Annotated in this window: 14 protein-coding genes and 1 tRNA gene; 13 read left to right on the top strand and 2 right to left on the bottom strand. The window is 60.6% G+C overall.

Translation table 11 applies throughout. The features are described from left to right. Positions 1-43: 43 nt before the first annotated feature. Positions 44-679, bottom strand: coding sequence for a carbonic anhydrase (locus tag B0G76_RS39415; protein ID WP_120298149.1), 636 nt, complete (start codon positions 677-679; stop codon positions 44-46). Between the two features lie 227 nt (positions 680-906). Beyond that, positions 907-1,470: a hypothetical protein gene (locus B0G76_RS39410; RefSeq protein WP_120298421.1), complete on the bottom strand. Its 564-nt coding sequence runs from the start codon at positions 1,468-1,470 to the stop codon at positions 907-909. A 185-nt stretch (positions 1,471-1,655) separates the two neighbouring features. On the opposite strand from B0G76_RS39410, the gene B0G76_RS39405 reads away from it, so the two are divergent. From B0G76_RS39405 to nuoF, 13 genes are all read left to right on the top strand, one after another. Continuing rightward, a complete protein-coding gene (locus B0G76_RS39405; protein WP_409076784.1) occupies positions 1,656-2,978 on the top strand; it encodes a branched-chain amino acid ABC transporter substrate-binding protein in 1,323 nt (440 codons plus the stop codon). Between the two features lie 214 nt (positions 2,979-3,192). After that, a complete protein-coding gene (rpsO, locus tag B0G76_RS39400) occupies positions 3,193-3,465 on the top strand; it encodes a 30S ribosomal protein S15 (RefSeq protein WP_025496081.1) in 273 nt (90 codons plus the stop codon). Between the two features lie 347 nt (positions 3,466-3,812). After that, on the top strand, positions 3,813-5,960 hold the full coding sequence (gene pnp / locus B0G76_RS39395) for a polyribonucleotide nucleotidyltransferase (protein WP_183082315.1): 2,148 nt from the start codon (positions 3,813-3,815) through the stop codon (positions 5,958-5,960). Between the two features lie 190 nt (positions 5,961-6,150). Further along, a complete protein-coding gene (locus B0G76_RS39390) occupies positions 6,151-7,167 on the top strand; it encodes an NAD(P)H-quinone oxidoreductase (protein ID WP_120298419.1) in 1,017 nt (338 codons plus the stop codon). Between the two features lie 144 nt (positions 7,168-7,311). Then, on the top strand, positions 7,312-8,091 hold the full coding sequence (tpiA, locus tag B0G76_RS39385; RefSeq protein WP_120298147.1) for a triose-phosphate isomerase: 780 nt from the start codon (positions 7,312-7,314) through the stop codon (positions 8,089-8,091). Positions 8,092-8,173: 82 nt separating this feature from the next. Beyond that, a complete protein-coding gene (gene secG, locus B0G76_RS39380) occupies positions 8,174-8,551 on the top strand; it encodes a preprotein translocase subunit SecG (RefSeq protein WP_091795823.1) in 378 nt (125 codons plus the stop codon). Positions 8,552-8,664: 113 nt separating this feature from the next. Continuing rightward, a tRNA-Leu gene (locus B0G76_RS39375) sits at positions 8,665-8,749 on the top strand. A gap of 162 nt (positions 8,750-8,911) precedes the next feature. Beyond that, a complete protein-coding gene (locus B0G76_RS39370) occupies positions 8,912-9,271 on the top strand; it encodes an NADH-quinone oxidoreductase subunit A (protein ID WP_120298146.1) in 360 nt (119 codons plus the stop codon). Between the two features lie 63 nt (positions 9,272-9,334). After that, complete coding sequence (locus tag B0G76_RS39365; protein WP_120298145.1) at positions 9,335-9,814, top strand: NADH-quinone oxidoreductase subunit B family protein; 480 nt, start codon at positions 9,335-9,337, stop codon at positions 9,812-9,814. Positions 9,815-9,835: 21 nt separating this feature from the next. Next, positions 9,836-10,438, top strand: coding sequence for an NADH-quinone oxidoreductase subunit C (locus B0G76_RS39360; protein WP_120298144.1), 603 nt, complete (start codon positions 9,836-9,838; stop codon positions 10,436-10,438). A gap of 9 nt (positions 10,439-10,447) precedes the next feature. Continuing rightward, positions 10,448-11,701, top strand: a complete 1,254-nt coding sequence (locus B0G76_RS39355) for an NADH-quinone oxidoreductase subunit D (protein WP_120298143.1) — start codon at positions 10,448-10,450, stop codon at positions 11,699-11,701. 131 nt (positions 11,702-11,832) lie between these two features. Continuing rightward, positions 11,833-12,318 (top strand): NADH-quinone oxidoreductase subunit NuoE, encoded by a 486-nt coding sequence (gene nuoE / locus B0G76_RS39350; RefSeq protein ID WP_120298142.1) that lies wholly within the window; start codon positions 11,833-11,835, stop codon positions 12,316-12,318. Next, positions 12,315-13,643: an NADH-quinone oxidoreductase subunit NuoF gene (nuoF, locus tag B0G76_RS39345; protein WP_120298141.1), complete on the top strand. Its 1,329-nt coding sequence runs from the start codon at positions 12,315-12,317 to the stop codon at positions 13,641-13,643. Before nuoE ends, nuoF begins: the two co-directional genes overlap by 4 nt. Positions 13,644-13,737 lie beyond the last annotated feature (94 nt).

The following is a 13,737-nucleotide window of genomic DNA, read 5'->3' as shown; positions in this document are numbered from 1 at the left end:
GAAGGTCGAACCCAAGAGCCCGGTTCCCGATAGAAGGTGCGTCCTAGGCGGCGCTATGAGCGGCTGTCATGCAGGTCATCGCGTCGTCAGGTTCGTAGCCGGATGTCAGTACCTTGATGCGCCCGTCTTCGAGCGCGAAGATCCAGCCGTGAACGAGTGGTGCGGGATCGGCACCCTGCACGATCGGACTTGCGCGTAACTGGCGCACCTGTTCGAGCACGTTCAATTCCGCGAGACGATCGACACGCTCGCGCTCGCTCGCATGGCTTTCGAGCTCGTCGTCATGCTTTCTTGCTAGCGCGCATAGAGGCGCGATCCTGCGATTCACGTGCGGCAGCGCCGGTTCCGGCGGCAGCAGCGCGGCGCGCACACCGCCGCAGCCATAATGACCGCAGACGATCACGTGTCCCACCTTCAGCACCCGAACCGCGTATTCGAGGACGCTCGCGGAGTTGTCGTCGTCGGGATGAAAAAGGTTGGCGATGTTGCGGTGAACGAACAGATCGCCTGGCTCGCAATGGGTGATCGTTTCAGCGGGCACGCGGCTGTCCGAGCAGCCGACCCACAGCACATGCGGATTCTGGCCGCGCACCAGATCACGGAAAAATCCGGGATTGCGCGTAGCGGTTTCATGCGCCCATGCGACGTTGGCGACCAGCAGGCGTTTCGGACGATTCATCGATAGCGGCTCCGTAAGTAGGGCGATTCGATTCGTAGCTGAGCCTCAGCCGCTCGCGAACAGCGCAGGGCGTGTGGACAGCGCCGAATCAATTATTACTAAAAGCTTTCTATCGAAAAATAAATCGATGTGCACGAAATAAAATTCGCCTGCATGCGTCATAAATAAAAAAAACCGCCTGAAGAGGCGGCGTTGCAGAACGATGCGCAAGGGGTTCGAGCGAACGCTCAGAACAGACTGCGGCGATCCGGATCGTGCAGCGGATCAGGCGTTTTCTGCGTGAGCCGCACAATGCCCTGATCGTCGAAGTAAAAGCTGTACATCATGTACCAGACGTTGTCTTCCAGGTAGCGATACGTCCAGACTTCGCGCTTCATCAATGGGAAGTACGACGTTTCGACGGGGCGGCCGAAGTTCACCAGCACGTCGCTCTTTGTCCACTTGCCGATTTCCGCCCGGTAGAACTCGTTGGGTTGAAGCACCTGGCGCACGGTGACGATCTTGCCGGAGGCGTCGATGTCGGCGGCGGTGGTGGTTTCGCCCATCGGCTGGGTCGGCCACATCAGCCGCTTGCCGCCGTTTGGCAGGTCGTAGGTTTCACGCGGCGCGCCGAGCCGGGCAACGATGGTCGATTCGTCCGCGCCTTGGCTGTATTGCTGCCAGGGCTGCACGCAGCCGGCAAGCGTCACCGTGAGCGTGAGCGCGCTCAGGCAGGCGAGCGCGGCGCGGCGCAGGCGTGCTGCGGGCGGCGCTTCGATCGAGGCCGCCGTGGATAGGTGGCGGTTGAACATGACTTCCTCCGATGGCATTTGAATAGCGGTTTTTATCATCGAGACACATTATTTTGACACGGGCGGCCGCAAAAAGATTTGCGCTTCGTGCGACGTGTACCTGGATGTGGAATAACGGATTCGCCGGCTTGCTTATTCCATCTGGAACGCCCTATGATCCGCGCTTCGACGAATCCAGCGCGGCAATGACGATGACCAAGTGGCAACGGGCGGCAGCAGCGGCAGCCTTTGCGCTGGCGGCGATTTCGATGGCCGCGACGGCTCACGCCGCGGCAGATACCGCGTCTGGTTCGGCAAGCAAGCCAGTCAATCAGCCCGCGGGGGCGCCGATCCAACTGGCGCTGATCGAGGGGATGTCCGGGCCATTCGCGAACGCGGGCGCGGCGGCGGAGCGCAATCTGCGCTTTGGCGTCGAACAGGTGAATGCGCAGGGCGGCGTGAAGCTCGCCGACGGCGCACATCCGCTCGAACTGGTCGTGCTTGACAGCAAGGGCAGTACCGAGGAGGCGTTGGTGCAACTGCGCGCCGCGGCGGACTGCCACATCGGTTACATCATGCAGGGCAACAGTTCGGCCGTGGCGGCCGCGCTGATCGGCGCGATCGACAAACAGAACAGCCGCGAGCCGGGCAACCGCGAACTGTTCCTTAATTATTCCGCCGACGATCCCGCTCTGACCAACGCCAATTGCAGTTTCTGGCACTTCCGCTTCGACGCGCCTGCGGGCATGCGCATGGATGCACTTGCTGACGTGATCCAGCGCGACAAGGCGGTGAAGAAAGTCTATCTGCTTAATCAGGACTACAGCTTCGGCCACGATGTCAGCAGCCTCGCGCGCTCGACGCTGGCCGCGAAGCGGCCCGATATTGCTGTCGTCGGCGACGAATTTCATCCGATCGGCCGCGTGAAGGACTTCGCGCCGTACATCGCGAAGATCCGCGCGAGCGGCGCGGACGCGGTTATCACCGGCAACTGGGGCAACGATCTGACGCTGCTCGTCAAGGCGGCGAGGGCGCAGGGGCTGGACACCCGCTTCCACACGCTCTACGGCAATAGCCTTGGCGCGCCTGCCGCGTTGGGCGATGCCGGCGTCAAGCACGTGATCGCGGTGGCCGACTGGCACCCCAACGCCGGCGGTGCGGCCTCCGATGCGTGGTATGCCGCCTTTCGCGCCCGTTTCCCGGCGGCCCGGGACGACTACCCGGTGCTGCGCATGCCGTTGATGATCGAAACCCTCGCCGCGGCCGTGAGTCGCGCCGGCAGTGCGGACCCGGCTGCTGTCGCGCGGGCTCCGGAGGGGATCAGGTTCGACAACGGCTTTCACGCCTCCTGGATGCGGGCGGAGGACCATCAGCTGATCCAGCCCCTTTACGTGATGGAGATGGACAAGGCCGGCACGCCTGGCGTCAAGTTCGACAACGAAGGTTCAGGCTACGGTTTCCGCACGGTGCTGGCGTTGCCGCCCGGGCGCACGGTGCCGACGACCGTGTGCAAGATGAAGCGGCCGTAAAGCCGGCTCGAGCCGGCCTGAGCCAGCCTGAGCTGCCCGCGATCCTGCCCGGCACAGCAGGGTTCGCGGCCGGATTGGGCTGTGCTACAATACGCGTCCCGTTGTAAGGCATATCGCATGTTTGCAGTTTGTAAATAATGCGAAGGTACCCACGGGTAACCCACGGCACGGCCTTTCTTCCGTGACCGCCTGTCTAGTTCTCAAGGAAATCGACATGTCCGCAGTTGAAACAAGCAAGAAGTCCGACGTCGTTGCGCAATTCGCACGCGCAGCTAACGACACCGGCTCCCCCGAAGTTCAGGTCGCGCTGCTCACGACCCGAATCAACGAACTGACCGTTCACTTCAAGGCACACACGAAGGATCACCACAGCCGCCGCGGTCTGCTGCGCATGGTGAGCCGCCGCCGTAAGCTGCTCGACTACCTGAAGGGTAAGGACGCGGATCGTTACCGCGCACTGATCGAAAAGCTGGGTCTGCGTAAGTAATCGGCCAGTCGTTCAGCAAGATGCCTGTGTCAGTTCCACTGATACAGGCATTTTGTTTTTGCACGGTGCGCTTCATGTGATGTGCACCGCCAGCAGGCCGCGGTAGCGTGACGGTTCATGCGGCGGCTAGCAGGAAAACAGCAGTAAAAAAAGCAGCAAAAAAGCAGCAAAAAGAGAAAGACGACCGGGCTCCAGGGGCAGAGCTTTGTGTCATTCCAGCGGTTCGCGCACACGTCACGTGGGGCGTGCTTCTCTGGAATGGCATAACACTACTCTTCCCATGTGGCGCCGGTCCTGGCGTTGCCGCGCCGCTTCTGGTCCGCGCGGCATATCGATGAGGAAAAGCAATGACTATGTTCAACAAGATCGTCAAAGAATTTAAGTGGGGACAACACAACGTCCGTCTCGAAACGGGCGAAATCGCTCGTCAGGCAGGCGGTGCGGTGATCGTCGATGTCGAAGACACCGTTGTGCTGGCTACCGTGGTCGGTGCCAAGACCGCCAAGCCGGGCCAGGACTTCTTCCCGCTGACCGTCGATTACCTCGAAAAGACCTACGCAGCAGGCAAGATCCCCGGTGGTTTCTTCCGCCGTGAAGGCCGCCCGTCGGAAGGCGAAACGCTGATCTCGCGCCTGATCGACCGTCCGTTGCGTCCGCTGTTCCCGGAAGGCTTCTACAACGAAGTCCAGGTCGTGATCCACGTCCTGTCGCTGAACCCCGAAATCCCCGCTGACATCCCCGCGCTGATCGGCGCGTCGGCGGCGCTCGCCGTGTCCGGTCTGCCGTTCAACGGCCCGGTCGGCGCAGCACGCGTGGCCTACATCAACAACGAATACGTGTTGAACCCGACGCGTCCGCAAATGAAGGAATCTGCGCTCGACCTGATCGTCGCCGGTACGGAGCGCGCGGTGCTGATGGTGGAATCCGAAGCGCAGCAACTGAGCGAAGAAGTGATGCTCGGCGGCGTGGTGTTCGGCCATGAGCAAATGCAGATCGCGATCGACGCGATCCATGAGCTGGTCCGTGAAGGCGGCAAGCCGGAATGGGATTGGCAGCCGGCAGCGAAGAACGAGCCGCTGATCGCACGCGTGACGGAACTGGCACAAGCCGATCTGCTCGCCGCTTATCAGCTCCGCGATAAACAAGCCCGTTCGGCCAAGCTGAAGGAAGTCTACGCAGCAACGTCGGCCAAGCTGGAAGAAGAAGCAGCGGCAGCCGGCACGGTTGCAGCGGACAAGGCCAGCGTCGGCAACGTGTTGTTCGACATTGAGGCGAAGATCGTCCGTACGCAGATCCTGAACGGCGAACCGCGTATCGACGGCCGCGACACGCGCACCGTGCGTCCGATCGAAATCCGTACCGGCGTGCTGCCGCGTACGCACGGCTCGGCCTTGTTCACGCGCGGCGAAACGCAAGCCATGGTGGTCGCAACGCTGGGCACGAAGGGCGACGAGCAGAACATCGACGCGCTCGAAGGCGAGTACCGCGAACGCTTCATGCTCCACTACAACATGCCTCCGTTCGCGACCGGCGAAACGGGCCGCGTCGGTTCGCCGAAGCGCCGTGAAATCGGTCACGGCCGTCTGGCCAAGCGCGCGCTGGCTGCGTGCCTGCCGAGCGCCGACGAATTCGGCTACTCGATTCGCGTCGTGTCGGAAATCACCGAATCGAACGGTTCGTCGTCGATGGCTTCGGTGTGCGGCGGCTGCCTCGCACTGATGGACGCCGGCGTGCCGATGAAGGCACACGTCGCCGGCATCGCGATGGGCCTGATCCTGGAAGGCAACAAGTTTGCCGTGCTGACCGACATCCTCGGCGACGAAGATCACCTCGGCGACATGGACTTCAAGGTGGCGGGTACCGAGCAAGGCGTGACCGCGCTGCAGATGGACATCAAGATCCAGGGCATCACGAAGGAAATCATGCAGGTCGCCCTCGCGCAAGCGAAGGAAGGCCGTATGCACATCCTCGGCAAGATGACCTCGGCTGTGTCGGGCGCGAACACAGTGCTGTCGGACTACGCACCGCGCATGATCACCATCAAGATCAATCCGGAAAAGATCCGCGACGTGATCGGCAAGGGTGGTTCGGTGATCCGCGCGCTGACCGAAGAAACCGGCACGACGATCGATATCTCGGACGACGGCGTCGTCACCATCGCCAGCACGAGCAGCGAAGGGATGGCCGAAGCGAAGAAGCGTATCGAGAACATCACGCTGGAAGTGGAAGTGGGCCAGGTGTACGAAGGTACTGTGCTTAAACTGCTCGATTTCGGCGCGATCGTGAACATCCTGCCGGGCAAGGACGGTCTGCTGCACATTTCCGAAATCGCCAACGAGCGTATCAAGGACATCAACGACTACCTGAAGGACGGCCAGCAGGTGAAGGTCAAGGTCATCCAGACGGACGAAAAGGGCCGTGTGCGTTTGTCGGCCAAGGCGTTGCTGAACGACGCCCCGAACGGCGCGCCGCAAGGCGAATCGACGCCGCAGTAATGCGGTAGCAGGACGACGGCCGGCAGCGCGAATGCGTGCCGGCCGTTTTTCATGAAGGGTGCAGGGTGGATTGCGTTGCAAGCAGGTGCAAACCGGCACAAACAGGTACTCTGTTCGCACGAAGCATTTCGTCGCGGTTCAGACGATTTCCGCTGGTGGGCAACGCAATCCAATCTTGGAGCTGACGCAGATGAAAGCGATCGAAATCACCGAATTCGGTGCGCCGGAAGTCCTCAAGCTGGCTGAGCGGCCCATGCCCCAGCCAAAAGCGGGCGAGGTGCTGATCAAGGTGGCGGCATCGGGCATCAACCGTCCGGACGTGTTCCAGCGCAAAGGGGGCTACGCGCCGCCGCCGGGCGCTTCGGACTTGCCGGGGCTGGAGGTGGCGGGTGAGATCGCCGGCGGCACAATCGACGAGAAGAGCAATCCGTTCGGTCTGAAAGTGGGCGACCGAGTGTGTGCATTGCTCGCGGGCGGTGGTTACGCGGAATACGCGGCCGCGCCGCTGTTGCAGTGCTTGCCGGTGCCCGCCGGCTTGTCGGATGTCGAGGCGGCTTCGCTGCCGGAAACATTCTTCACGGTGTGGAGCAATGTGTTCGACCGTGCACAGCTTGGCAAGGGCGAAGGCGCGCCGAATGAGACGCTGCTGGTGCAGGGCGGCTCGAGCGGCATTGGTGTGACGGCAATCCAGATCGCCCATGCGCTGGGCTTTCGCGTATTCGCCACGGCCGGATCGGACGAAAAGTGCCGCGCCTGCGAAGCGCTTGGCGCAGAGCGAGCGATCAACTACAAGACTGAGGATTTCGTCGAAGTCATCAAGTCGCTGACGAACGATCGCGGTGTCGACGTGATCCTCGACATGGTGGCGGGCAGCTATGTGCCCCGTGAGCTGACCGCGCTGGCCGACGGCGGCCGTATCGTGCTGATCGCCTTGCTGGGCGGCGCGAAAGCGGAGCTGAATCTGAACGAAGTACTGCGCCGCCGTTTGACGGTGACGGGTTCGACGCTGCGTCCGCGGCCGATCGAGTTCAAGGCGAAGATCGCTGCGCAATTGAAAGAGCGCGTGTGGCCGCATCTCGAGGATGGCCGCATCAAGCCGGTGGTGCACCGTGTATTTCCGGCCGCGCGAGCTGCTGAAGCGCACGAGTTGATGGAAAGCAGCACGCACGTCGGCAAGATCGTGCTGACCTGGGGTCAGGACGCTTGACGCGGTCAGCTTGACAGGTCGGTTTGACCCGATCCCCCCCACGCAGTAAAATTGCGCGTTTTGCGCACGCCGCATGAATCCAGAAGGCGGGCTGTAAGCGCAAACCAAGTCCGCCGCCAATACAAGATGTGAGACGACGAGACAATGTCGAAACAACGAGCCAAACTGGTAGTCGGTAACTGGAAGATGCACGGGCGCCTCGCCGACAACGCAACGCTATTGCAGGCCGTGGCGCAAGGCGCGGACGAATTGCCGGCTGATGTACGCGTCGGCGTTTGTGTGCCGAGCCCTTATCTCGCGCAGACTCAATCGTTGCTGGAAGGCAGCAAGGTCGTGTGGGGCGTGCAGGACGTCTCCGCATTCACGCATGGAGCCTATACCGGCGAAGTGGCGGCGCAGATGGTGGTGGATTTCGGCGCCACGCTTGCAATTGTTGGGCACTCGGAGCGTCGTGCCTACCATCGTGAAAGTGCAGAATTAGTTGCAGTAAAGACTCAGCGTGCACTGGAAACGGGTTTGACCCCGATCGTGTGTGTCGGTGAAACGCTTGAAGAGCGTGAAGCCGGTTCGACGGAGCAGGTGGTCGGCGCGCAACTGGATGCCGTGCTGGCGAAGTTGTCGGTGGAAGAGGCGGCGCGTATTGTCGTCGCGTATGAGCCGGTCTGGGCGATCGGTACCGGCAAGAGCGCCACGTCGGATCAGGCGCAGGCAGTCCATGCTTTCCTGCGCTCGCGTCTGGCGGCAAAAGGCGCAGGGGTGGCGGCTGTACCGTTGTTGTATGGCGGCAGTGTGAAGCCGGAGAATGCGGAAGAATTGTTCCGCGAGCCGGATATCGACGGTGGCCTGATCGGCGGCGCGTCGTTGAAAGACCAGGATTTCCTGGCGATCTGCAGAGCGGCAGCCGCGACGAGCGTCGCCGGTTAAGCAGGGCGCCTTGGCGTGGATGACGCAATCCCGCGTGACACGCTTTGTGTGGCGCGGTTAAATAAAGACTCAGGTGGGTGTGATGCTGTATTTGAAAACATTGATTATCGTCGTTCAGTTGTTGTCGGCACTTGGGGTCATCGGCCTTGTCTTGCTGCAACACGGCAAAGGCGCCGATATGGGCGCGGCTTTCGGTAGCGGCGCATCGGGCAGCCTGTTCGGCGCGACCGGTTCGGCAAACTTTTTGTCGCGTACTACGGCGGTGCTCGCAGCCGTGTTTTTTGTAACGACATTGACGCTCACGTATCTCGGCGCGTATCGTGCGAAACCGTCCGCAGGCTTGCTGGGCGCGGCTGTGACTGCACCTGTCGCGGCGTCTGCAGCATCCGCGCCGGCAGGCGGATCGGCTGTATTGCCGGCGTCGGCTGCGTCCGTCCCGGCGACAGACGTGCCGAAATAAATTTTTCGTTCAAAGTGCTTTTGTGCGTTGAACAAACTGTTTAGACCAGTTACAATCTAAGTCTTGAAGCGATTCGCGGGTTTTATAAGTTGTTTTCCCGGATTGCAGTTAGTGCCGACGTGGTGAAATTGGTAGACACGCTATCTTGAGGGGGTAGTGGCGAAAGCTGTGCGAGTTCGAGTCTCGCCGTCGGCACCAAATGTTATCTAAATGCCAGCCGCTTGCTTCGCTTCGGCTGGCATTTTCACTTCTGACGCGTGGTTTGCGTTTGGCTTGCGGCATTGTGCATTGTCGAAGTGATTTCGCGTCAGGAGTGCTATGCTCTTGGCGGCATTCAGAACCAACCGATAGAGGATAGTCTTGAACCTCGCAGCCTATTTCCCCGTCTTGTTGTTCCTCATTGTGGGCACCGGTTTAGGCGTAGCACTGGTCAGCATTGGCAAGATCCTCGGTCCCAGCAAGCCCGATACCGAGAAAAACGCACCATATGAGTGCGGCTTCGAAGCATTCGAAGATGCGCGCATGAAGTTCGATGTGCGTTACTACCTCGTCGCCATTCTCTTCATCATTTTCGACCTTGAAACCGCGTTCCTGTTCCCGTGGGGCGTGGCCCTGCGCGACATCGGCTGGCCCGGTTTCATGGCAATGATGATTTTCCTGCTCGAATTCCTGTTGGGCTTTGCCTATATCTGGAAGAAGGGCGGCCTCGACTGGGAATGATGGATTAATCGCCGGTTTGCGAGGGTGGCCATGGCTTGCCACCCCGTCTGGAGTGGAAAGCAAATGAGTATCGAAGAGGTCTTGAAGGAAGGGTTTGTCACCACGACGGCTGACAAACTGATCAACTGGACGCGCACCGGCTCGCTGTGGCCGATGACGTTCGGTCTCGCGTGCTGCGCGGTCGAGATGATGCATGCGGGCGCTGCCCGTTATGACCTTGACCGTTTCGGCGTGGTGTTTCGTCCGAGTCCGCGGCAGTCGGACGTGATGATCGTCGCCGGCACGCTGTGCAACAAGATGGCGCCGGCTCTGCGCAAGGTCTACGATCAGATGGCCGAGCCGCGCTGGGTGATTTCGATGGGCTCGTGCGCGAACGGCGGCGGCTACTACCATTATTCCTATTCGGTAGTGCGCGGCTGCGATCGGATCGTGCCGGTCGACGTCTACGTGCCGGGTTGCCCGCCTACGGCGGAGGCGCTGGTGTACGGCGTGATCCAGTTGCAGGCCAAGATCCGTCGCACCAACACAATCGCCCGTCAATAAGGCCAACGCCTCCCCCACAATATGGCAAGCAAACTCGAGACCCTGAAAGCGAACATCGAGGCGGCCTTTGGCGGCCTCCTGTTGAGCACCACCGAGGCAATCGGTGAGTTGACGATCGTCGTGAAGGCGAGCGACTACATCAATGTGGCAACGCGTCTGCGCGACGACCGCTCGCTCGGTTTCGAGCAACTGGTCGATCTGTGCGGCGTGGACTATCAGACCTACGCAGATGGCGCATACAACGGCCCGCGTTTCGCGGCCGTTCTGCATTTGTTGTCGGTGCAGAACAACTGGCGTTTGCGTCTGCGAGTGTACGCGCCGGACGACGAAGTGCCGATCGTCGCGTCAGTCGTCGATATCTGGAGTTCGGCCAACTGGTACGAGCGCGAAGCATTCGACCTGTACGGCATCGTCTTCGAAGGCCACCCGGACCTGCGCCGCATCCTGACCGACTACGGTTTCATTGGTCACCCGTTCCGTAAAGATTTTCCTGTCTCCGGTTACGTTGAAATGCGTTACGACCCGGAAGAGAAGCGCGTCGTCTATCAGCCTGTGACGATCGAGCCGCGGGAAATCACGCCGCGCGTGATCCGCGAGGATCGCTATGGCGGTCTGAAACACTAAGAGAACGCCATGGCAGAGATCAAGAACTACACGCTCAACTTCGGCCCTCAGCATCCGGCAGCGCACGGTGTGCTGCGCCTTGTGCTCGAACTCGACGGCGAAGTCATCCAGCGCGCCGATCCGCACATCGGTCTGCTGCATCGCGCGACCGAAAAGCTCGCGGAAACCAAAACCTACATCCAGTCCGTGCCGTATATGGACCGTCTCGACTACGTGTCGATGATGGTCAACGAGCACGGCTACGTGATGGCGATCGAAAAGCTGCTCGGCATCGAAGTGCCGATTCGCGCACAGTACATCCGCGTGATGTTCGACGAAGTCACGCGGGTGCTGAATCACCTGATGTGGATCGGCGCACACGCGCTGGACGTCGGCGCGATGGCGGTGTTTCTGTATGCGTTCCGCGAACGCGAAGACCTGATGGACGTGTACGAAGCGGTGTCCGGCGCACGGATGCACGCGGCTTACTACCGTCCGGGTGGCGTGTACCGCGATCTGCCTGACGTCATGCCGCAATATAAGGCGTCGAAGATCCGCAATGCGAAGGCCTTGTCGAAGATGAACGAGAACCGTCAGGGTTCGCTGCTCGACTTCATCGACGATTTCTTTACGCGTTTCCCGAAGTGCGTCGACGAATACGAAACGCTGCTCACCGACAACCGGATCTGGAAGCAACGTCTGGTCGGTATCGGCGTGGTCACCCCGGAGCGCGCGCTGAACCTCGGTATGACCGGCGCGATGTTGCGCGGCTCGGGTATCGAGTGGGATCTGCGCAAGAAGCAGCCGTACGAAGTTTACGACAAGATGGATTTCGACATTCCGGTCGGCGTTAATGGCGACTGTTATGACCGATATCTGGTTCGCGTCGAAGAAATGCGGCAGTCCACGCGCATTGTGAAACAGTGCATTGAGTGGCTGCGTGAGAATCCGGGTCCGGTGATGGTCGACAATCACAAGGTTGCGCCGCCGTCGCGGGTCGGCATGAAGTCGAACATGGAAGATCTGATTCACCACTTCAAGCTCTTCACGGAAGGCTTCCATGTGCCGGAAGGCGAGGCATACGCCGCGGTCGAACATCCGAAGGGCGAGTTCGGCATCTACCTGATCTCGGACGGCGCGAACAAGCCGTATCGCCTGAAGATTCGCGCGCCGGGCTATGCGCACCTGTCCACGCTCGATGAAATGGCGCGTGGTCACATGATCGCCGACGCCGTGACGATCATCGGTACGCAAGACATCGTGTTCGGCGAAGTGGATCGCTAGGACGTATTCATCCGCGCGTGTCTTCAGATTGCACCGAAGCGCGCGTCAAGCAAAGGAACGCCGGGTCTGTCGCAACATGCAACGCGCGACGGGTTTTCGTTCGGTAGGAATTGAAAGAGTCGTGTCTGAAAATGATCTCAGCTGAAGGCCTGAAAGAAATCGATCGTGCGATCGCGAAGTATCCCGCCGATCAGAAACAGTCCGCCGTGATGTCGGCGCTGGCTACTGCTCAGGAAGAGCATGGCTGGCTGTCGCCCGAACTCATGCAGTTCGTCGCGGACTATCTCGGCATGCCGGCGGTCGCCGTGCAGGAGGTGGCTACCTTCTACACGATGTACGAGACTTCGCCGGTCGGCAAATACAAGATCACGCTCTGCACGAACCTGCCGTGCCAGCTCGGCCCGGACGGCGGCTCCGATAGCGCCGCAGAATATCTGAAGCAGAAGCTCGGCATCGACTTCGGCGAAACCACGGCTGACGGCAAGTTCACCTTGAAAGAAGGTGAGTGCATGGGCTCGTGCGGCGATGCACCGGTGATGCTGGTGAACAACCATCGCATGTGCAGCTTCATGAACCGCGCGAAGATCGACCAGCTGCTCGAGGAACTTTCGAAATGACGTCTTTACACGATCGTCACATCAAACCGCTGATTCTCGCCGGCCTGAACGGCGACAACTGGCATCTCGAAGACTATGTGGCGCGCGGCGGTTACGCCCAGCTGCGCCGCATTCTGGAAGAAAAGATTCCGCCCGAGCAGGTGATCGCCGACGTCAAGGCGTCGGGTCTGCGCGGCCGTGGCGGTGCGGGCTTCCCGACCGGCCTGAAGTGGAGCTTCATGCCGCGTCAGTTCCCGGGGCAGAAGTACCTCGTTTGCAATTCGGACGAAGGCGAACCGGGCACGTTCAAAGATCGCGACATCCTGCGTTTCAATCCGCATTCGCTGATTGAAGGCATGGCCATCGGCGCATACGCGATGGGCATCACGGTCGGCTACAACTATATCCACGGCGAAATCTGGGAAGTCTACAAGCGCTTTGAAGAAGCGTTGGACGAAGCCCGCCGCGCCGGGTTCCTTGGCGACAACATCATGGGTTCGGGCTTCTCGTTCGAACTGCATGCGCACCATGGTTACGGCGCCTACATTTGCGGCGAAGAAACCGCGCTGCTCGAATCGCTCGAAGGCAAGAAAGGCCAGCCGCGCTTCAAGCCGCCGTTCCCGGCGAGCTTCGGCGTGTATGGCAAGCCGACCACGATCAACAACACCGAGACGTTCGCTGCAGTGCCGTTCCTGCTCGCGATCGGTCCGCAGAATTACCTCGAAATCGGCAAGCCGAACAACGGCGGCACGAAGATTTTCTCGGTTGCGGGCGACGTCGAACGTCCGGGCAATTATGAAATTCCCCTCGGCACGCCGTTCGCGACGCTGATGGAACTGGCCGGCGGCATGCGCGGCGGCAAGAAGATCAAGGCTGTGATCCCAGGCGGCTCGTCGGCACCGGTGATCCCCGGCGAAATGATGATGCAGACCGACATGGATTACGACGCGATCGCCAAGGCTGGCTCGATGCTCGGTTCCGGCGCGGTCATCGTGATGGACGAAACGCGTTGCATGGTGCGTTCGCTGTTGCGTCTGTCGTATTTCTATTACGAAGAGTCGTGCGGTCAGTGCACGCCATGCCGCGAAGGCACGGGCTGGCTGTATCGCGTCGTGCATCGTATCGAACACGGGCTTGGCCGTCCGGAAGATCTGGATCTGCTGAACTCGGTTGCTGAGAACATCATGGGCCGCACGATTTGCGCGCTCGGCGATGCAGCAGCCATGCCGGTTCGCGGCATGCTCAAGCACTACTGGGACGAATTCGAATACCACGTCGCCCACAAGCATTGCCTCGTCGGCGGTCACGCCGGTGCGGCAGCGGCGTCAGAAACAGTGGCTGCCTGAGTACGCTACATAGCGCACCAGAAGACATCATCCGCGGGATTCATCGCCTGAAACTGGCGTTGAACAGGGCGAACGATTGAGCGGTAACAGGTTA

This window comes from Paraburkholderia sp. BL23I1N1, assembly GCF_003610295.1.
In the GTDB taxonomy this organism is placed as follows: Bacteria; Pseudomonadota; Gammaproteobacteria; order Burkholderiales; family Burkholderiaceae; genus Paraburkholderia.
The sequence above is the reverse complement of the archived record's forward strand: the minus strand, read 5'-3'. Positions and strand labels throughout refer to the sequence as shown.

Bases quoted from the DNA above. Each gene is read 5' to 3' on its own strand.
- B0G76_RS39415 (WP_120298149.1), bottom strand. From the start codon at position 679: ATGAATCGTCCGAAACGCCTGCTGGTCGCCAACGTCGCATGGGCGCAT.
- B0G76_RS39410 (WP_120298421.1), bottom strand. From the start codon at position 1,470: ATGTTCAACCGCCACCTATCCACGGCGGCCTCGATCGAAGCGCCGCCC.
- B0G76_RS39405 (WP_409076784.1), top strand. From the start codon at position 1,656: ATGACGATGACCAAGTGGCAACGGGCGGCAGCAGCGGCAGCCTTTGCG.
- rpsO (WP_025496081.1), top strand. From the start codon at position 3,193: ATGTCCGCAGTTGAAACAAGCAAGAAGTCCGACGTCGTTGCGCAATTC.
- pnp (WP_183082315.1), top strand. From the start codon at position 3,813: ATGACTATGTTCAACAAGATCGTCAAAGAATTTAAGTGGGGACAACAC.
- B0G76_RS39390 (WP_120298419.1), top strand. From the start codon at position 6,151: ATGAAAGCGATCGAAATCACCGAATTCGGTGCGCCGGAAGTCCTCAAG.
- tpiA (WP_120298147.1), top strand. From the start codon at position 7,312: ATGTCGAAACAACGAGCCAAACTGGTAGTCGGTAACTGGAAGATGCAC.
- secG (WP_091795823.1), top strand. From the start codon at position 8,174: ATGCTGTATTTGAAAACATTGATTATCGTCGTTCAGTTGTTGTCGGCA.
- B0G76_RS39365 (WP_120298145.1), top strand. From the start codon at position 9,335: ATGAGTATCGAAGAGGTCTTGAAGGAAGGGTTTGTCACCACGACGGCT.
- B0G76_RS39360 (WP_120298144.1), top strand. From the start codon at position 9,836: ATGGCAAGCAAACTCGAGACCCTGAAAGCGAACATCGAGGCGGCCTTT.
- B0G76_RS39355 (WP_120298143.1), top strand. From the start codon at position 10,448: ATGGCAGAGATCAAGAACTACACGCTCAACTTCGGCCCTCAGCATCCG.
- nuoE (WP_120298142.1), top strand. From the start codon at position 11,833: ATGATCTCAGCTGAAGGCCTGAAAGAAATCGATCGTGCGATCGCGAAG.
- nuoF (WP_120298141.1), top strand. From the start codon at position 12,315: ATGACGTCTTTACACGATCGTCACATCAAACCGCTGATTCTCGCCGGC.